The organism is Pseudarthrobacter sp. NKDBFgelt, assembly GCF_046097905.1.
GTDB classification, from domain to species: Bacteria; Actinomycetota; Actinomycetes; order Actinomycetales; family Micrococcaceae; genus Arthrobacter; species Arthrobacter polychromogenes.
In genome coordinates, this window is the sequence record NZ_JBJURL010000032.1 from 15,289 (window position 1) to 33,888 (window position 18,600).

Annotated in this window: 15 protein-coding genes and 2 tRNA genes; 15 read left to right on the top strand and 2 right to left on the bottom strand. The window is 64.7% G+C overall.

Features of this window, described 5'->3' with window-relative positions; all coding sequences use genetic code 11:
- Positions 1 to 2: 2 nt before the first annotated feature.
- Positions 3 to 620 carry a Tat pathway signal protein gene (locus ACKAE7_RS10440; protein WP_408979105.1) on the bottom strand — a complete coding sequence of 206 codons (618 nt, stop codon included), beginning with the start codon at positions 618 to 620 and terminating at the stop codon, positions 3 to 5.
- A 180-nt stretch (positions 621 to 800) separates the two neighbouring features.
- On the opposite strand from ACKAE7_RS10440, the gene ACKAE7_RS10445 reads away from it, so the two are divergent.
- From ACKAE7_RS10445 to ACKAE7_RS10480, 8 genes are all read left to right on the top strand, one after another.
- Positions 801 to 1,457: an MOSC domain-containing protein gene (locus tag ACKAE7_RS10445; RefSeq protein WP_408979106.1), complete on the top strand. Its 657-nt coding sequence runs from the start codon at positions 801 to 803 to the stop codon at positions 1,455 to 1,457.
- A gap of 404 nt (positions 1,458 to 1,861) precedes the next feature.
- Positions 1,862 to 4,018: a DEAD/DEAH box helicase gene (locus tag ACKAE7_RS10450; protein WP_408979107.1), complete on the top strand. Its 2,157-nt coding sequence runs from the start codon at positions 1,862 to 1,864 to the stop codon at positions 4,016 to 4,018.
- A 428-nt stretch (positions 4,019 to 4,446) separates the two neighbouring features.
- Positions 4,447 to 4,518, top strand: a tRNA-Thr gene (locus ACKAE7_RS10455).
- A 61-nt stretch (positions 4,519 to 4,579) separates the two neighbouring features.
- A tRNA-Met gene (locus ACKAE7_RS10460) sits at positions 4,580 to 4,653 on the top strand.
- 194 nt (positions 4,654 to 4,847) lie between these two features.
- Positions 4,848 to 6,170 carry a YjiH family protein gene (locus tag ACKAE7_RS10465; RefSeq protein ID WP_408979108.1) on the top strand — a complete coding sequence of 441 codons (1,323 nt, stop codon included), beginning with the start codon at positions 4,848 to 4,850 and terminating at the stop codon, positions 6,168 to 6,170.
- Between the two features lie 128 nt (positions 6,171 to 6,298).
- Positions 6,299 to 7,105: a membrane protein insertase YidC gene (yidC, locus tag ACKAE7_RS10470; RefSeq protein ID WP_408979109.1), complete on the top strand. Its 807-nt coding sequence runs from the start codon at positions 6,299 to 6,301 to the stop codon at positions 7,103 to 7,105.
- A gap of 62 nt (positions 7,106 to 7,167) precedes the next feature.
- On the top strand, positions 7,168 to 7,725 hold the full coding sequence (locus ACKAE7_RS10475) for a dihydrofolate reductase family protein (RefSeq protein ID WP_408979110.1): 558 nt from the start codon (positions 7,168 to 7,170) through the stop codon (positions 7,723 to 7,725).
- Positions 7,726 to 7,788: 63 nt separating this feature from the next.
- Positions 7,789 to 8,445, top strand: coding sequence for an SDR family oxidoreductase (locus tag ACKAE7_RS10480; RefSeq protein WP_408979111.1), 657 nt, complete (start codon positions 7,789 to 7,791; stop codon positions 8,443 to 8,445).
- Positions 8,446 to 8,457: 12 nt separating this feature from the next.
- Here ACKAE7_RS10480 and ACKAE7_RS10485 read toward each other — a convergent pair whose 3' ends face one another.
- Positions 8,458 to 9,684: an ROK family protein gene (locus ACKAE7_RS10485; RefSeq protein ID WP_408979112.1), complete on the bottom strand. Its 1,227-nt coding sequence runs from the start codon at positions 9,682 to 9,684 to the stop codon at positions 8,458 to 8,460.
- Between the two features lie 221 nt (positions 9,685 to 9,905).
- Here ACKAE7_RS10485 and ACKAE7_RS10490 point away from each other — a divergent pair, with 221 nt between their 5' ends.
- From ACKAE7_RS10490 to ACKAE7_RS10520, 7 genes are all read left to right on the top strand, one after another.
- The gene (locus tag ACKAE7_RS10490; RefSeq protein ID WP_408979113.1) at positions 9,906 to 11,177 is read left to right on the top strand and encodes an ABC transporter substrate-binding protein; all 1,272 of its coding nucleotides are present in this window, start codon (positions 9,906 to 9,908) and stop codon (positions 11,175 to 11,177) included.
- Positions 11,178 to 11,200: 23 nt separating this feature from the next.
- The gene (locus tag ACKAE7_RS10495) at positions 11,201 to 12,112 is read left to right on the top strand and encodes a carbohydrate ABC transporter permease (RefSeq protein ID WP_174176814.1); all 912 of its coding nucleotides are present in this window, start codon (positions 11,201 to 11,203) and stop codon (positions 12,110 to 12,112) included.
- Positions 12,112 to 13,023, top strand: a complete 912-nt coding sequence (locus ACKAE7_RS10500; protein ID WP_408979114.1) for a carbohydrate ABC transporter permease — start codon at positions 12,112 to 12,114, stop codon at positions 13,021 to 13,023. Before ACKAE7_RS10495 ends, ACKAE7_RS10500 begins: the two co-directional genes overlap by 1 nt.
- 50 nt (positions 13,024 to 13,073) lie before the next feature.
- Positions 13,074 to 14,753 (top strand): glycoside hydrolase family 13 protein, encoded by a 1,680-nt coding sequence (locus ACKAE7_RS10505; protein WP_408979115.1) that lies wholly within the window; start codon positions 13,074 to 13,076, stop codon positions 14,751 to 14,753.
- Positions 14,754 to 14,854: 101 nt separating this feature from the next.
- On the top strand, positions 14,855 to 16,567 hold the full coding sequence (locus ACKAE7_RS10510) for an alpha-amylase family glycosyl hydrolase (RefSeq protein WP_190609575.1): 1,713 nt from the start codon (positions 14,855 to 14,857) through the stop codon (positions 16,565 to 16,567).
- 106 nt (positions 16,568 to 16,673) lie between these two features.
- Entirely contained in the window at positions 16,674 to 17,543 is an 870-nt protein-coding gene (locus ACKAE7_RS10515) for an aldo/keto reductase family oxidoreductase (RefSeq protein WP_408979116.1), read from the top strand.
- Between the two features lie 167 nt (positions 17,544 to 17,710).
- Entirely contained in the window at positions 17,711 to 18,574 is an 864-nt protein-coding gene (locus ACKAE7_RS10520) for a CoA ester lyase (RefSeq protein WP_066278004.1), read from the top strand.
- Positions 18,575 to 18,600: the final 26 nt, after the last annotated feature.

The following is an 18,600-nucleotide window of genomic DNA, read 5'->3' on the forward strand; positions in this document are numbered from 1 at the left end:
ACTCAGCCCCCCACTTTGCTGCTGCCGCCGCTTGTGCCGCTCTTCGCGGTGGTACCGAAACCGCCGCGGCTGACGGTGCCGCCCTGGGTGCTGTACCCGGTGGAGGCCTTTGCGCCGCTGGGAACGGTCCTGGTGTAGGTGGGGGCGGTTGAGCGGTTCTGCCCGACGGCGGGAACGAACGCGCCGCGGGAGAAGAAGTACCAGGCGTAGATGCCGCCGCTTCGGCCGGCAGAGCTGTTGCAGTTGGTGTCCTCCACGCGCTCGCCGGTTTCGTCGTTGAAACACACCTGGGCGTACTCGGGATCATCCTGGTTGCTGGCCACCACAGCCGTGATGGTGCCGGCGAGCAGCGCCGTCACGCCCAGGCCCACCACCACGGTGCGCCGCTGCGAGCGTTTCTTCTTGGCCGCCGCCTCGTTGAGCTGCCTCTCCCGGTCGCGGGCAAACGGGTCCACGGGAGTAACAGGCTCGCTGAGCAGTTCAGGGCGGAGCTCCGGTTTGGGTACCTGCCAGGGCGGAGGCTTCGCGCCGGCCCGGCCGTCGTCGTGCCCGCCGGCCCGGCTGTCGTCAGGCTGGTTGCCGCTTGCCCGCCCGTGCTCCGGGTCTTTGTTCGGGTCCATGGCGTCCCCTTCAGTAGTCCACGTGAATTGGGCACAGCGCTGCACCCCCAATTGCAATCCTGAACTCAGCGTAGTCCCTGCCGGTGCCGGCTGCGAGTAGCACAGCGGATAGCGCATGGGGGAGAAGTCCCCATGCCGGCAGCTGCCGCCTGCAGGGGTCCCGGACCCTACACTGGTGCCATGGAAACCGCCTCCGTAGTTGCCGTCTGCCGCGTCCACCAGCTCCTGCCGGACGCATCCAACGTGGGCGTGACGGCCATCGACAAGCGTCCGGCCGAGGGGCCGGTCAAGGTTCACCGGCTGGGCCTCCAGGGCGACATCCAGGCGAACCGGGTACATCACGGCGGTCCGGACCAGGCCCTGTATGCCTATTCGCAAGAGGACGCGGACTACTGGGCCGGGGAGCTGCAGCGGGAACTGCCGCCTGGAATCTTCGGCGAAAACCTCCGGGTGGCGGGCATCGACGCCACGGGAGCGGTGATTGGCGAACGGTGGAAGATCGGCCTCAGCCTCGAGGTCGAAGTCACCTCGCCGCGAACGCCCTGCGCCACCTTCCAGCGCCGGATGCGGGAGCCGCACTTCGTCAAGAGGTTCACCGAGGAGGGCCGCGTGGGCACCTACCTGCGCGTTATCAGGACCGGCACCATCCAGGCCGGGGACCATATCCACCGGCTGTATGTTCCGAAGCACGGCGTTACCGTGGGCAGGTGGTTCAGCGAACCGGACGCAGAGTCGATGGAAGCGTTGCGCGACGCCGACGCCGACGGCGAGATCCGCCTGCAGCAGCCCGAGTTCAAACAAAAGTTCGAGGCGCTGGAACGGCAGCTGGGCCGGTAGCGACAGGCTGAAGCGGCTGGAAGGGAAGCGGTGTGCGCAAGCTCACCGCCGTCGTCGTACGTTCAATTTCCGCTGCGGCAGGTGCGTACCTTACACTTGAAACATCCCCCACTCCGGAAATCCCTTATTCCTGCCCAATTTTTGAGGCAGGACTGGCAAGTGTTGGGGCCCGCACAAGCGATGCGGGCATTTTCATAGGGAGAGCCGGCTAAAGAAAACGCTGTACAGACTGCTGGGATAGCAGCCAAGAGATGCAGCGGGAAGTCCTGCCACGGGATTGCGAAAGCGCCGGACTTCTGTGACCGGCCGGTCAATGTTTGCCCGGCATCCACGGCACACGTACTGCGGCTCCGCTCACCTCGGGTAGTGCCGCCTGGCCCCCTATGGATGAGGAATACTTCCCTATGCCCGAAAATCACAACGACGCCACCGCTGAAGCAGCAGCTGCCAGCATCGAATTCACTGAGCCCGCTGCCCCCGCAGCCGAGGCCGCACCGGCACCCGCCGAAGCCCCCGAAGAAGCTCCCGCCGCCAAGGCTGACGAAGCCCCGGCCGCTCCCGCCGCCAAGGCTGAGGAAGCTCCCGCAGCTCCCGCCGCCAAGGCTGAGGAAGACGAAGAAGAAGGCATCCGTTTCGCCGACCTCGGCATCGACGGCCGAGTCCTCGCCGCACTGCAGGACGTCGGCTACGAGAAGCCGTCCCCCATCCAGGCAGCAACCATTCCGCTGCTGCTTGAAGGCCGCGACGTCGTGGGCCTGGCCCAGACCGGCACCGGTAAGACTGCAGCATTCGCAGTACCGGCACTGTCCCGCCTGGCCGAGCTCCACGACCTCAACGGCCCGTCCCGCAAGACGCAAGCCCTGGTCCTCGCTCCGACCCGCGAGCTGGCGCTCCAGGTTGCCGAGGCATTCACCTCGTACGCCAAGCACATTGACGACTTCACGGTCCTCCCGGTTTACGGCGGCTCCGCCTACGGCCCCCAGCTCGCTGGCCTGCGCCGCGGTGCCCAGGTTGTCGTCGGTACCCCCGGCCGCGTGATCGACCACATCTCGAAGGGTTCCCTGGACCTGTCCGAACTCCAGTACCTGGTGCTGGACGAGGCCGACGAGATGCTGCGCATGGGCTTCGCTGAAGACGTGGAGCAGATCTTCCAGCAGACTCCGTCTGACCGCCAGGTTGCCCTGTTCTCGGCCACCATGCCGAGCCAGATCCGCCGCATGTCCAAGCAGTACCTGAACAACCCGGCCGAGATCTCCGTCAAGTCCAAGACCACCACCGGCGCCAACACCCGCCAGCGTTACCTGCAGGTCATGGGCCCGCACAAGCTCGATGCCCTGACCCGCATCCTTGAGGTTGAAGAGTTCGACGGCGTCATCGCGTTCGTGCGCACCAAGATGGCTACCGAGGACCTGGCTGACAAGCTGAAGTCCCGCGGTTTCCAGGCCGCCGCCATCAACGGCGACATCCCGCAGCAGCAGCGCGAGCGCACTGTGGACGCACTGAAGGAAGGCCGCATCGACATCCTCGTGGCCACCGACGTCGCGGCCCGCGGCCTTGACGTGGAGCGCATCAGCCACGTCATCAACTACGACATCCCGCACGACACCGAGTCCTACGTGCACCGCATCGGCCGCACCGGCCGTGCAGGCCGTTCGGGTGACGCCATCCTGTTCATGACGCCGCGCGAGAAGTACCTGTTGCGTTCCATCGAGAAGGCCACCCGCCAGCCGGTGGAGCAGATGCACCTGCCCACGGCCGAGAGCGTGAACACGCTGCGCCTGGGCAAGTTCGCCGAGCGCATCACGGAAACCCTCGCGTCCGAGGACGTTGCTCCTTTCCGCGACCTGATCGCCTCCTACGAGGAAGAGCACAACGTTCCCGCTGCGGAGATCGCTGCAGCCCTTGCCGTCATGGCACAGGGCGGCCAGCCGCTGCTGGTGAAGGAACTGCCCGCAGCTCCCGAGTTCCAGAAGCGCGAGCGCTCCAAGGACGGTTTCGGCTCGCGTGGACCGACCCGTACGCTCACCGAGGGCAACGCCACCTACCGGATCGCCGTGGGACGCCGCCAGCGCGTCATGCCGGGCTCCATCGTGGGCGCCATTGCCAACGAGGGCGGCATCTCCTCGGCCCAGATCGGCGGCATCGACATCCGCTCGGACCACTCCCTCGTGGAGCTCCCGGCGGACCTGAGCCCCGAGCAGCTGCGCGCCCTGTCCCGCACCCGGATCGGCGGCGAGCTGATCCACCTTGAGCTGGACAACGGCCGCAAGCCCTCCGGCGACCGCGGCTCCTACCAGGGCAACCGCGGCGGTGACCGTGGAGGCAACTTCAAGGGCAACGGCGGGTTCAAGAAGGAATTCCGGAAGTCCGACGGCGAGCGTTCCTCCGCTGACCGCGGCGGCCGCTCCTACAGCGAGCGTTCCTCCTTTGGTGCTGACAGCGGCGCCAGCCGCGGCCAGGCCAGCGACTCCCGTTTTGGCGGCCACGGCGACGGCTCCCGCAAGCCGCGCCACGGCAATGAAGGCGGCCAGCGCGACTTCAACCGCAAGGGCAAGTGGTAAATCCGTCAGCTAGCTGACAAGGCGCCTGTGGGCCGGCTTTCGAGCCGGCCCACAGGCGTTTAAGGCGTGCAGTAGTGAATGTCTGACGGCGGACCGCGGCGGGGAGTGTGAACCTCCGGCCGCCCCTTCTTCACCTGCCCCCTCCCGTGAGTTTTTGTCCAGATATGCAGACTCCGAGTGCGCCAAAGTCTGCATATCTGGACAAAAACTCGAGGGGGAGTGTGGGGATCGACACATTCTTGTTGCGGGCCCCCAGGAAAAGGCTCCGGCCCGGGCAGCCCGCGCTGGTTGCAGGGTTCCCGTTCCCCTGATTTTCCGGCATTTTTCGGCTGATAGGGCGCTCGTCAGACACCTGTTCCAGCCCCTTTCCGCCTGCCCGGACGCCGATTTGTTGGTGGGTAAATCTTCCGGTAGAGTATTTACTCGTTGCCCCCCTAGCTCAGTGGTAGAGCGCGTTCTTGGTAAGAACGAGGTCACCGGATCGATTCCGGTGGGGGGCTCTGGATGAGGGCCTGTGTCAAGGCGGTTTTGACCGGCTTGGCGCAGGTTTTTCTCATTCGTGGCGGTGTAGCTCAGTTGGTTAGAGCGCACGACTCATAATCGTGAGGTCGGGAGATCGAGCCTCCCCACCGCTACAGGCTAGGCCCCCCGGATTCGTTGGGAATCCAGGGGGCCTTTTTGGTTTAACCAAGGCCTCCTTGAGCCGAGTCTCCTATCCAAGACTGCTATGCCGTGCATTCCATTGTTCCTGCCCGGGATCTACGGTGCCATGGTTCTATACACAAAAATGCCGGCTCGGGGGGCCGCCACGTAGTCAGGAGATACACCGTTGGCCATCACCTCGGAAGCCCCGCGCACAGCGTCGCGGCACATGTGGAAGTTGTTTGTTTACAGCGGCATCGGCGCATTCATGTTTTTCGTGCCGGTGACGATAGCGGGCAAGAACACCATCATGCTGGACCACATCGTCTCGTTCCTCCAAGCGGGCATCGCCCCGGTCCTGCCCTTCTATGCGCTGGCCGTGATTATCGCCGGCGCCGCATACCCCTTCATCGCCGGAACCTGGAAAAGGTCCGCGGTTGAGGTGGTCTTCTCCCTGCTGAAAGTGGTGGGGATGGTGGTGGGCTTCATGATGGTCTTCAAGGTAGGGCCGGCGTGGCTGTTTGAACCGGGCATGGGACCGTTCCTGTTTGAAAAGCTCGTCATTCCCGTGGGGCTGCTTGTCCCCATCGGCGCGGTGTTCCTGGCGCTCCTGGTCAGCTATGGCCTGCTGGAATTCATCGGTGTCATGGTCCAGCGCGTGATGCGCCCCATCTGGCGAACCCCTGGTCGGTCCGCCATCGACGCCGTCGCCTCCTTTGTGGGCAGCTACTCCCTGGGCCTGCTCATCACCAACAGGGTCTACAAGGAAGGCAAATACACCGCCCGCGAGTCTGCCATCATTGCCACAGGGTTCTCGACCGTGTCCGCCACGTTCATGGTGATAGTGGCCAAGACGCTTGACCTGATGGGCCAGTGGGCCGCTTACTTCTGGGTCACGTTCCTGGTCACGTTCGTTGTCACCGCCATCACCGTCAGGATCTGGCCGTTGAACAGCATCCCCGACGAGTATCACCCGGAGGCCGTGCCGCAGCCGGAGGAGGACGTTACCGGGCGCCGGCTGTCGGTCGCCTGGCGTGAGGCCCGGCAGACAGTGGAAGCAGCGCCCTCGCTCGCAGTGAACGTGTGGACCAACGTCCGGGACGGCGTGCTGATGGCCATGGCCATTCTCCCCTCAATCCTTTCCATCGGCCTGCTGGGACTGGTCCTTGCCACCTACACTCCCGTGTTCGACTGGCTGGGCTTCCTCTTCTATCCCTTCACCTGGGCGCTGCAGCTGCCGGAACCCATGCTGGTGGCCAAAGCCAGCGCCGTGGGTGTTGCAGAGATGTTCCTTCCCGCGCTCCTCGCCGCCGAAGCGGTCCCGGTGGTCAAGTTTGTTGTGGGTGTTGTTTCCGTATCAGGGATCATCTTCTTCTCCGCGCTGGTCCCGTGCATCATGGCCACGGACATCCCGATTCCGGTCTGGAAGCTGGTGGTCATCTGGTTCCAGCGGGTTGTCTTGACGCTGATCCTTGTGACCCCCATAGCGTTCCTATTGTTTCCGTCCTAGAGCTCGGGGCTGGATTCAGCTGAAGGTCCTGGGCGGGGCCGGCGGCCTTGGCCGGCCCCGCCCTCACGTGCGTGACAACTTCCCCGTTTCGCCGTAGCTTTGCGGCGACTGAGGTTGGGGGAAAGTGCGTGGACATTCTTGACGAAATCATGGTTCCGTTCAGATGGCTCGTGTCCGTGGTTATGGTTGGCTTCCACGATGCCCTGGGTGCCATCGGAATGCCCCCAGAAGACGGCTGGACCTGGACGTTGTCCATTATTGGGCTGGTGCTGGTGATCCGGGCGGCACTGATCCCGGTGTTCCTGAAACAGCTCGATGCCCAGCGCCGGATGCGGCTACTGCAGCCGGACCTGAAGGAGCTTCAGGAAAAGTACAAGGGTAAAACCAACGCGTTATCCCGCCAGGCCATGGCCGAGGAGCAGATGGCGTTGTACGGGAAGCACGGCACCAACCCGTTCTCGGCCTGCCTTCCAATGCTGGTCCAGGTGCCGTTCTTCCTGGCCCTGTTCCAGGTCCTCTCCGGCATCAGCACGAGGGCCCGGCAGGAGCAGGGGATCGGCGCGATGTCCCATGCCCAGGTGCTGCAGTTCGATCAGTCCAGGATCTTCGACGCACCGCTGTCCGCGTCGGTGCTGCACGGAGGCGATGGCAACCAGACTGCCGTGGCTGTCCTGACCCTCCTGATGATCCTGGTGATGATCGCGGCCCAGTTCATCGCGCAAAAGCGGACCATGGCAAGAAGCGACGCCGCCGGCGCCCCGGAAAGCCCGTATATGAGGCAGCAAAAGCTGATCCTGTACATCCTGCCGGTTGTGTTTGGCCTGGGCGGCATCCTCTTTCCAATCGGGGTGCTCGTCTATTGGACGGTCACCAACCTCTGGACAATGGCCCAGCAGCTCCTCGTCCGTGACCGGCGGACATCCGGCACTGCCTAGCGCCGCCCGGAACCAGCGTGGCAGCTCTTACGCAATGCCGCAGGCGCAGGCAGAATGGGCCAATGGCTGACCTGATCTACACCGGAATCGCATCCCTGGACGGCTACCTGGCGGACAGCGACGGCAACTTCGACTGGAGCGCGCCCGATGAGGAAGTCCACGCCTTTGTCAACGATCTGGAGCGCGACGCCGGGACCTACCTTCTGGGGCGGCGCATGTACGGCGTCATGTCCGTGTGGGAAACGCTGGGAGGGCCGGACGACCCGCCTGTGATCCAGGACTACGGACGGATCTGGCGGGCGGCGGACAAGATTGTCTTCTCGAAAACCCTGGAGGAACCACCCGCTCCGCGGACGACAGTCCGGCGCTCCTTCGATCCCGCCATGGTCAGGGATTTGAAAGCGGATGCCAGCGGCAGTATCGGCGTGGGTGGCGCGACCCTTGCCGCCGCTGCGCTCCGGGCCGGGCTGGTGGACGAATGCCGGATCTTCCTCAACCCGGTGGCCGTAGGTGGCGGCCTGCGTTTCCTTCCGGACGGCCTAAACCTCCGGCTCGAACTCCTGGACGAGCGGCGGTTCGGGAACGGCGTCATGTACCTGCGCTACCGCATCGCGGGCTGACGCCGGCCGCCGCCGACGCGCCGGTGGCGTGGCATCGGCGGGCCGGGGGAGCAGAATAGGGCCATGACCCGAATCGCAATCATCGGCGGCCATGGCAAAGTGGCCCTGCACCTGTCCAGCCTCCTCACGGACGAGGGGCACAGTGTCACCTCGTTCATCCGCAACCCGGACCATGCCGGCGACGTTGCGCAAACCGGCGCAACGCCGTCGGTCCTTGACGTGGAAAATGCGACGACGGCGGAGATCGCCGTTGCGCTGAAAGGCCACGACGCCGTGGTCTGGTCCGCAGGCGCGGGTGGCGGGGACCCGGCGCGGACGTACGCGGTGGACCGTGACGCCGCGATCCGGTCGATGGATGCCGCAGCGGAGGCCGGGGTGGGGCGCTACGTGATGGTTTCCTACCTCGGAGCCGGCAGGAACCATGGCGTGCCGGAAAGCAACAGCTTCTATGCCTACGCCGAGGCCAAGGCCGCTGCCGACGATTACCTGCGCACCACGGGCCTGGCGTGGACCATCCTGGGCCCCGGAGCCTTGACGGACAAGCCGGGGAGCGGCCTGATCGACGTCGACCCGTCACCGGAGGGCAGCCGCGAAACCTCCCGCAGCAACACCGCAAGCGTCGCCGCGGCAGTCCTGGAAATGCCGGAGACCGCGGGCAGGACCATCGAGTTCTGTGACGGCAGCCTGCCTATCGCCGCCGCACTGCAGCCGCCCGCGTAAGGTGAGGCTCTTCTAGGAAACGGGCTGGGCGGGCTTCGGGAACGAAGCGGGATACAGGTCCAGTGCGTGCTCTTCGACGTAATCCAGGGCTAGGCGGATAGCTCCGATTGAAACGATGCCGTCTCCAAGGGAGGAGGCCTCCACCCGGGGCGGAGTGAAGGTAAACTTCGGCAGCTGCTCCTCGATGAAGGGAATGAGCGCGCGCGCAGAGGCTGCGACGCCTCCCGCGAGGACGACGAGCTCCGGGTTTGCCAGGGTGCTCACGGAACCGATGACACGGGCCATGCGCTGTGCCATCCGGTTGAGGACGTCCTGTGCGACGTGGTCGCCGTTCTTGGCTGCGGCAAAGACCATCTCGGCCGTGAGGCGGTCCGGGCCGTTGCCACACAGCTCACGCAGCTGCGTGTCGGCGCTTGAGGCGAGCGCTTCCTGGCCCCAAAGCGCTACATAGTGCGCGATGCCGAGGGTGTCGCCGACACCTTCGACATTGTCCAGGTATCCCAGCTCGCCAAAGCCGCCAAGCTGCCCGTGCAGCAGACGGCCTGATTCCAGGATGCCGGCGCCTAGACGGCCCCCGGTGAGCATAACGACGAGGTTGTCGACGCCCTGGGCCGTGCCCCGCCAGCGTTCAGCCAGTGCCGCCAGATTGGCATCGTTTTCCAGGAGCACGTGCCAGCCGTGCCTCTCGGAGACATGCCGGCGGACATCGAACGACTTCCAGAATTCCTGAACCGTGAGGACTTCGCCGTCGCGACTTACCGGGGCGGCGACTCCAACCGTTACAGCCAGGACAGAGTCCGCGGACACTGCCGCCTTCTCCAGGGCCTCCGCGGCAATCCGGTCCAGGACATCGGCGCGCTCGTCAGCGCTTACGTTGAAGGCCCGGAAGGGCGTGGTTACCCTGGCGAGGGCGTTTCCCCCCATGTCGGCGACGATGGTGGTGATCTTGTTGGCCCCAATATCGATGCCCAGGACGCTGGCCGCGCGGTCGTCGAAAACGAACCTGCGCGCCGGCCTGCCTTTGATATATCCCTCCGCGCCCCGTTGGGTTTCCATTTCCCGGAGCCAACCGAGCCGGACCAGCTCATCACAAATCGAGATCACCGTGGCCCGGGAAAGCCCGGTGGCCGCCATGAGGTCCGTGCCCGTCATGATGCCGGCCCCGCGCATTGCCTTGAGCATCGCACTGGCGTTGACCCTACGCACCAACTGCGTTGACGGTGCAGTCTCAGTCCTCATTGGGCGCTCCCATTCTGGCCTGCTCACAGGACGTGAAGGCGATTCTAAATTTAGGTCATAAATATAGCCGAGGAAACATTCGCCCCAGTGCTTGACGGTGTGGCCTACACCCGCGCATACTAACGATAGGAGCTAAATTTACGCCCTATATAAACTCTGCGGCGAAGTATCAGCCGTCCCCGCCGCCATGCGGCGTTCTGCCGCACCACGAAAGGACGAGGGTGTCTTTGAAATTGACGCGCACACTACGTACCGCAGTGCTGGGCCTATGCCTGGCACTGCTCGCCGGCCTCCTCTCAGGCTGCACGGGAGACTCCGGCAAGGAGACCATCCGGTTCACGTTCAGCAAGCGGGAAGCAATAGGCTTCATGACCAAGCTGGTGGCCGATTACAACGCCTCGCAGGACAGCACCGAGGTCATTCTGGACACTTCCGGGGTCGACGTCGTTTCAGCGAGCTTCGTCCGGGGCAACCCGCCGGACATCGCACTCGCGAACTACAACATGGAAACGGCCAGGTTCGTGCAGCGCGGTGCGCTGAGTGACCTGTCCGGAACCCAGGCTGCCACCCGGGTCCGGAAGGACCTGCAGCCACTGATGGACCAGTACGGTTCGTACCCGGACCGGACCAGCGCCCTGCCGTACTCGGTCATGGCGTCCTCCGTGATTTACAACAAGGAGATCTTCGCCGCCCACGGAATTGAGGTGCCAGAGACCTGGAGTGAGCTGCTCGCAGCGTGTGACGCGCTGAAAGCCGCGGGTGTGACGCCGTTCTACGCCACGTGGAAGGACGACTGGACGGTGGCCCAGGGATGGTTTGACTACTCTGTGGGCGGCCAGCTGGACACCCTCGACTTCTTTGACAAGCTTGCCGAAGCCGGCACGGACGTCGGACCCGACTCGCCGGCGTCATTTCAAAAAGACTTTGAACAGCCTGTCGAGAAGATGCTGAAACTGGCGGGCACCTACGTCAATAAGGACGCCGCGAGCCGCGGCTACGGCGACGGGAACCTCGCGTTTTCCCAGGGCAAAGCAGCCATGTACCTGCAGGGCCCGTGGGCGTTCAGCGAGATCGCGAAGACTGCGCCCGATCTCCAGCTCGGAACCTTTCCACTGCCGATGACGGAGAACCCCGAGGACCTGCGCGTGCGGGTCAACGTCGATCTCGCGGCGTGGATTCCGGAGGAATCCAAGCACAAGGAGGCTGCGCGCGCCTTCCTGGAGTATCTCTACCAGCCGGAAATCATCGAGGCGTACAACAAGTCGCAGCTGGGCTTCACGCCCACCACCGATGCGGACGCAGCCCCGGACCCGCGTATCGAGGGGATGGTGGAGTACTACGACAAGGGCTCTGTCTATCAGGGACCGTCGGTGCTGGTACCGCGCACCATCCCCATCATGAACTACACCCAGGCGCTCGTGTTGGGCGCAGATCCTGCAGCCACCTTCCGAACACTCGACGCAGACTGGGCGCGCCTGGCGTTTCGCCAGTAGCCCAGAACAAGGGAGCCAGACACATGTCCACCACCACAGCAACCAGACGCGGGCAGGGACGCCCCGAAAGCCGCAGCAGGCGGAGGGTCGAACCGATCTTCTACTTTTTCCTCCTGCCAAGCCTCGTTCTCTTTACGCTGGCGATCACGGTTCCAGGCCTCGTTGGCATCTTCTTCAGCTTCACGGATTCCATCGGAATCGGCGACTGGGAGTTCGCAGGCCTGACCAACTACATTGCAATTTTCAGCGATCCAGCCATTCTGCAGAGCTATCTGTTCACCTTCGGCTTCTCTATCGTCACCGTGCTTGTGGTGAACGTCATCGCCTTCCTCCTCGCCGTGGGGCTCACTTCGCAGATCCGCATGAAGACAGCCCTGCGAACCATCTTTGTTATCCCCATGGTGGTCTCCGGCATCATCATCGCCTACGTTTTCAATTTCCTGTTCTCAAATTCGCTGCCCTCTGCAGGTGCGGCGGCAGGAATCTCCTGGCTGGAGACGAGCCTCCTGGCAAACCCCGACCTTGCATGGATCGCCATTGTTGTGGTCACCGCCTGGCAGGCCGTGCCCGGGGCGCTGCTGATCTATATCGCCGGCCTCGTCTCAATCCCGGGGGACGTGTATGAGGCTGCGGAGATCGACGGCGCCAGCAAGTTCCAGCAGCTCCTGAAGATCACCGCTCCGCTCGTGGCCGGCTATGTGGTCATCAACATCATCCTCGGCTTCAAGGGCTTCCTCAACGCGTACGACATCATCGTCGGACTCACGAACGGCGGCCCGGGAACCTCAACAAGAAGCATCGCGATGACCGTCATCGCCGGCTTCAACGGCGGCGACTACGCCTACCAGATGGCCAACGCCACGATCTTCTTCGTCGTCGCTGTCCTCATCTCTCTCCTGCAGCTTTCGCTGACTCGCGGACGGAACACACTCTAATGACCACACCATCCACCCTCACCGCCGAGGAACTCCACCGCACCGAACCAGTCCCCGCCGGGAGCGGACGACGACGCCCAGGTATAAAGGTCGAGCGGGTGAACTGGCCGGGGACCATCATCCTGGTCCTTTGTGCCGTCACGGTTCTGCTCCCGCTCTACGTGACCGTGTCCATGGCTTTGAAAACCCAGGGGCAGGCTGTGGACGGCAACGCCTTCTCCTTCCCTGCACCGTTCAGCATCGACGGCTTTGTCCAGGCGTGGACTTTGACGAACTTCCCCGTCGGCGCCGCAATGTCGCTGCTGGTCACGGCCGGGACCGTCGCAGCGACGATCGTGCTGGCCGCATTCGCCTCGTATGCGATAGTGCGCAACTGGGAACGCAGGCTCTTCCGGTACTCCTTCTACTACCTGCTCGCAGCGATGTTCATCCCGTTTCCGGTCGTAGCCCTGCCGCAAATCCAGATGACCGGCCGCCTGGGCCTGGACAACCCGCTGGGCGTCATCCTGCTCGCCACTATGTTCCAGTTGAGCTTCAGCGTGTTGCTGTTCACGGCGTTCCTGCGGTCCATCCCCATGGAACTGGAAGAGAGCGCCCGCATTGACGGCGCCACCACCTGGCAGACCTTCTGGCAACTGATCTTCCCCCTGCTGGCGCCGATGAGCGCCACGGTCGGAATTTTTGCCTTCCTTTACGCCTGGAACGACTTCATGATGCCTTCCCTGATCATCTCCGACCCGGCACTGCAAACCCTTCCAGTCCGGCAGAACCTGTTCCAGACCCAGTTCAGCAACAACTACCACGTGTCCTTTGCGTCCTATCTGATGGCCATGGCACCGGCCATCGTGGCTTACCTCTTTACCCAGCGGTGGGTCATGGCCGGCGTCACACAGGGTGCCGTCAAGGGCTAATCGCAGCCAGACTGTAAGCCATCACTAAACCCCCGGAAAGGGGAAACCGCTTGTCCATCCTCGCCAGCCAGACGCACCATGCCGACAACGGACCCGCGGACGCCACCAACTGGTGGCGCCAGGCCGCGGTTTACCAGATCTATCCACGCAGCTTCGCCGACTCAAACGGAGACGGGATTGGGGACCTCAAGGGCATCACTGCGAAGGTGCCGTACTTGAAGGACCTGGGGATCGACGCCGTCTGGCTGAGCCCGTTTTATCCCTCGGCCCTGGCTGACGGCGGCTACGACGTTGATGACTACCGCGACGTCGATCCCAAGATCGGCAGCCTGGCAGATTTCGATGCAATGGCCGCGGCCCTGCACGCCGCCGGTATCAAAGTGATCGTGGACATTGTTCCGAACCACTCCTCCAACCGGCACGCCTGGTTCCTGGAAGCCCTGGCCGCGCCCAAGGGGTCACCGGCCCGGCAGCGGTACCACTTCAGGGACGGGAAGGGCGAGCACGGCGAACTGCCGCCGTCGGACTGGACAGCCGCTTTCGGCGGCCCGGCCTGGTCCCGGGTGGACGACGGCCAGTGGTACCTGCACACCTTCACTCCCGAGCAGCCGGACTGGAACTGGGACAACCCCGAGGTCCGTGCGGACTTCCTCACGACGTTGCGTTTCTGGGCTGACCGCGGCGTTGACGGCTTCCGCGTGGACGTGGCCAACCTTCTGGTCAAGGACCTCCCCGCCGAGCTTCCCAGCAAGCAGGAACTGGACGCGATGGACCGCGCCTCCGGGACGCACCCGCTCATGGACCGCGATGAAGTCCATGAGATCTACGCAGAATGGCGCAAGGTATTCAACGAGTATGACCCGCCGCGGTTTGCCGTGGCGGAGGCGTGGGTGGAAACCGCCGAGCGGCGCGCCAAGTACGCCTCCCCTGAAGGACTGGGCCAGGCTTTCAGCTTCGATCTGCTCCTGGCTGACTTCAACGCCGCCCAGTTCCGCACCATCATCACGGACAACCTCGACCAGGCACGTCTCACCGGGTCCACCACCACCTGGGTCTTTTCGAACCACGACGTCACCCGCCACGCCACCCGTTACGGTCTAGAACCGCTCAACGGGCGGCCGGGGAAGCCGGGGGTGGACTGGGTCAAAGCGGGTGGTCCCCGCGAAAAACTGGACGTGGAAGGGGGCCTCCGCCGCGCCAAGGCCGCCACGTTGCTGATGCTCGCCCTTCCCGGCTCCGCGTACCTCTACCAGGGGGAGGAACTGGGCCTGCACGAGGTGGCTGACATTCCCGCTGGCCGGCGCCAGGACCCGTCATTCTTCCGCGGCGCGGAGTACGACGGCCTGGGCCGGGACGGCTGCCGCGTGCCTTTGCCCTGGGAACCCTCGGGACCATCCTTCGGCTTCGGTGCCAACGGTGCCCACCTGCCCCAGCCGGACTGGTTCGCCGAATATGCAGCCAGCAGCCAGGAAGCCAGCGACACCTCAACCCTGAACTTCTACCGCCAGGCCTTGGCCCTGCGCCACGAACTCCAGGGTGCCGAGACCCTGGAATGGAGCGGCAGCGGAGATGAACAGGTGCTGCACTTCGTTCGCCCGGGCGGCTGGCACGTCGTGGCGAACTTCGGTACGGCCGCCGTCGAACTTCCTGACGGCAAGGTCCTGATCTCCAGCGGAGGGTTCCAAGGCGGCAAGCTCCCGGGAGAATCAACAGCCTGGCTCAGGGCCTGATGCGGCGTCCGGTTGGGGCAGCTAGCGGACTGTTGACCTTCCCCGCCCGGCCGGAACATACTGGTCACTAGAAAATTTAGATACTAAATAAAAGGAGTGTTGTGAGCACCACCGCCACCCTGGCAACCCTGTCCGATTCCGGCCACCTGTCCGATCCGAACTGGTGGCGGCAGGCAGCTGTCTACCAGATCTACCCGCGCAGTTTTGCCGATTCCAACGGAGACGGCATCGGCGACCTCAAGGGCATTACGTCCAAGGTGCCGTACCTGAAGTCCCTGGGTATCGACGCCGTGTGGCTGAGCCCGTTCTACCCCTCGGCGCTCGCAGACGGCGGCTACGACGTGGATGACTACCGCGACGTCGATCCCAAGCTGGGCACCCTGGATGACTTCGACGAGATGGCCAAAGCGCTGCACGGGGCCGGCATCAAGCTCATCGCGGACATCGTCCCCAACCACTCCTCAAACCGCCACGAGTGGTTCAAGGAAGCGCTGGCCTCGCCCAAGGGCTCGCCCGCCCGGGACCGATACATCTTCCGTGACGGCAAGGGCCCCAACGGCGAATTCCCGCCGTCGGACTGGGACTCCGTCTTCGGCGGCCCCGCCTGGGAGCGCATCACCGAACCCGACGGCAGCCCCGGCCAGTGGTACATGCACATCTTCGCCAAGGAGCAGCCGGACCTGAACTGGTCCAACCGCGAGGTCCGCGACGACTTCCTCAAGACCCTGCGCTTCTGGTCCGACCGCGGCGTGGACGGCTTCCGGGTGGACGTGGCGCACGCCCTCACCAAGGACCTCACCGAGCCGCTGCTGTCCAAGCTGGAACTGAGCGCCGCCAACACCGGTGTGGACGGTTTCCACGACGGGACGCACCCGTTCTGGGACCGCGACGAGGTCCACGAGGTGTACGCCGAGTGGCGTGAGGTCTTCAACGAGTACAACCCGCCGCGCACCGCCGTGGCCGAAGCCTGGGTGCATGCCACCCGCCGCGCCCGCTACGCCAGCCCGGAGGGGCTCGGCCAGGCCTTCAATTTCGACCTCCTGCAGGCCGATTTCGACGCCGACGAGTTCCGCGAGATCATCACCCGCAACCTGGCCGAGGCCGCCGCCACCGGCGCCTCCTCCACCTGGGTGTTCTCCAACCACGACGTTGTCCGGCACGCCACCCGCTACGGCCTGCCGCAGGTTTCCAAGAGCAAGGCGGGGGCCAAGGGCCAGGACGGCAAGGAGTGGCTGCTTGCCGGCGGCCCCAAGGAACAGCTGGACGTGGAGCTCGGTGAACGCCGGGCGCGCGCCGCAACGCTCCTGATGCTGGCGGTTCCGGGCTCCGCCTACCTGTATCAGGGTGAGGAACTGGGCCTGCAGGAAGTGGCGGAGATCCCCGAATCCGAACGCCAGGACCCCTCCTTCTTCCGGAACAGGGGAGTGGAGATTGGCCGGGACGGCTGCCGCGTGCCCCTGCCCTGGAAGGTGGAAGGCACCTCCTTCGGTTTTGGCGACGGCGGCGCGCACCTGCCGCAGCCGGACTGGTTCAGCAAGTACGCCGTGGAGGCGCAGGACGGCACCGAAGGCTCCACGTTGGAGCTGTACCGCACCGCCCTGAGGCTGCGCCACGAGCTCCAGGCGGATGAGGACCTGGAATGGGTGGAGAACGCCAACCCTGAGGTCCTGCACTTCCGCCGCCCGGGCGGCTGGCAGTCCGTGACCAACTTCGGGGACACCGCCGTCGACCTTCCCGAAGGGACCGTGCTTGTCAGCAGCGCACCGCTGGAAGACGGCAGGCTGCCCGGGAACACCACCGCATGGCTGCGCTGATGCCTGTACCCGTCCCGGAAGGGCGGCCTGCCTGATGCAGGAACTCATTTATGGCTGCATGGGCCTGGGCGGCAGCTAGTCCGACGAGCCGCATGGCACTGAACATGTGGACCAGGCTGCGGCCGCCGTCGGGGCCGCGCTTGATGCCGGGATCACCTTGTTCGACCATGCGGACATCTACCGCAGCGGCAAGTCGGAGGCCGTGTTTGGCGAGGTCCTGGCCGCTGAGCCGGGGCTGCGCGGCCGCATCAGGCTGCAGACCAAATGCGGCATCCGGCTGAACGAGCGCGGGCTGCAGACGCATTATGACCTCAGCCGGGATGCCATCCTGGAGCGGGTCAACGGAAGCCTGCATCGGCTGCGGACCGACTATGTGGACATCCTCCTGCTCCACCGGCCGGACCCGTTGACGGACCCGGCGGAGGTGGCCGCCGCCGTCGGGCAGCTGATGGCGGAGGGCAAGGTCCGGCAACTGGGCGTGTCCAACATGTCCGGGTCGCAGATCGAGGCGCTGCAGGACCGGCTGGAAACCCCGGTGGTGGCGAACCAGCTGGAGATGAGCCTGCTCAAGCGTGCCTGGCTGGAAAGCCAGGTGCTGGTCAACCACGCCGAGCACCTGGACTACAGCTTCCCGCACGGCACCCTTGAGTACTGCGTGCGCAACTCCATCACGCTGCAGGCCTACGGTTCGCTGGCGCGCGGCCTGTACACGGGGGCGGAACCGGAAAGCCCGGCATCGGCCGATGCCGCCACCGCCGAGCTCGTGGCACGGCTGGCGGGGGAGTACGGCAGCTCCGGGGAGTCCGTCCTGCTGGGATGGCTGATGAAGCATCCGGCGGGCATCGCGCCGGTGATCGGGACCGTCAATCCGGAACGGATCCGTGCGTGTGCTGACGCTGCCCGCGTGGCCCGGGAGATGACCCGGGTTGACTGGTACCGGCTCTGGGTGACGGCACGGGGCAGCAACATCCCCTGACCCATCCCAACTAAGTCGCAGCAGGTGTCGTTTTGAGCGCTCAAAACGACACCTGCTGCTACCTACTTTCCGGCAAGGTCCGGTCATATGGGGTTTAGTTCGTATTGATCCCCACAAGCAGGCCATTTTCTTCGGCGTCGGGGTTGCGGGGCGGATACGGTAGATACATGACGTCTACCATCGCCACCGAGACCGTAAGGCCGGAACGCAATATCCCAGCAGAAATCGCCCGTTCCTGGCTTCTGGTCAATGCCATGAAGACAGAGCTGTTCGATCAGTCCGCGGTGTCGCGTGCTGACTCGATCATCCTGGATATTGAAGATGCCGTGGACCCGTCGCAGAAGGACCACGCACGGAACAACGTGGTTGACTGGCTGACCGCCGGCGGCAAGGCCTGGGTCCGGATCAATGACGCCACCAGCCGTTTCTGGGCTGATGACCTGGCAGGCCTCCGCGGCACGCCGGGGCTCCTGGGTGTCATGCTGGCCAAGACCGAGTCCGCCGACCAGGTGACGGAGAGCTTCCACCGGATGGACGGCAAGACGCCGGTCATCCCGCTGGTGGAGTCTGCGCTGGGCATCGAGGAAGCAAACAACATCGCCAAGGCACAGGGCGCCTTCCGCCTGGCGTTCGGTTCCGGCGACTTCCGCCGCGACACGGGCATGGCAGCCACGCCCGAGGCCATGGCCTACCCCCGCGCCAAGCTCGTCGTCGCCAGCCGCGTGGGCAACCTTCCCGGCCCCATCGACGGGCCCACCGTGGGCACCAACCACCCCATCCTGCGCGAGCAGACGGGCATCACCGTGATGATGGGCATGACCGGCAAGCTCTGCCTGGCCATCGACCAGACCCCCGTCATCAACGAGGTCATCAGCCCCACGCCCTCGGACGTCGCCTGGGCCACGGACTTCATGGCGGACTTCGAGGCCAACGGCCGCGTTATCCGTGACGGCTCCGACCTGCCCCGCCTGGGCCGCGCCGAAAAGATCATGAAGCTCGCGGTAGCCTTTGGGGTGCAGCCGGCGCTGTAGTCCACACGCTTTCACTTCAGGAGACC

Bases quoted from the DNA above. Each gene is read 5' to 3' on its own strand.
- ACKAE7_RS10440 (WP_408979105.1), bottom strand. From the start codon at position 620: ATGGACCCGAACAAAGACCCGGAGCACGGGCGGGCAAGCGGCAACCAG.
- ACKAE7_RS10485 (WP_408979112.1), bottom strand. From the start codon at position 9,684: ATGAGGACTGAGACTGCACCGTCAACGCAGTTGGTGCGTAGGGTCAAC.
- ACKAE7_RS10445 (WP_408979106.1), top strand. From the start codon at position 801: ATGGAAACCGCCTCCGTAGTTGCCGTCTGCCGCGTCCACCAGCTCCTG.
- ACKAE7_RS10475 (WP_408979110.1), top strand. From the start codon at position 7,168: ATGGCTGACCTGATCTACACCGGAATCGCATCCCTGGACGGCTACCTG.
- ACKAE7_RS10520 (WP_066278004.1), top strand. From the start codon at position 17,711: ATGACGTCTACCATCGCCACCGAGACCGTAAGGCCGGAACGCAATATC.
- ACKAE7_RS10450 (WP_408979107.1), top strand. From the start codon at position 1,862: ATGCCCGAAAATCACAACGACGCCACCGCTGAAGCAGCAGCTGCCAGC.
- ACKAE7_RS10495 (WP_174176814.1), top strand. From the start codon at position 11,201: ATGTCCACCACCACAGCAACCAGACGCGGGCAGGGACGCCCCGAAAGC.
- ACKAE7_RS10500 (WP_408979114.1), top strand. From the start codon at position 12,112: ATGACCACACCATCCACCCTCACCGCCGAGGAACTCCACCGCACCGAA.
- ACKAE7_RS10480 (WP_408979111.1), top strand. From the start codon at position 7,789: ATGACCCGAATCGCAATCATCGGCGGCCATGGCAAAGTGGCCCTGCAC.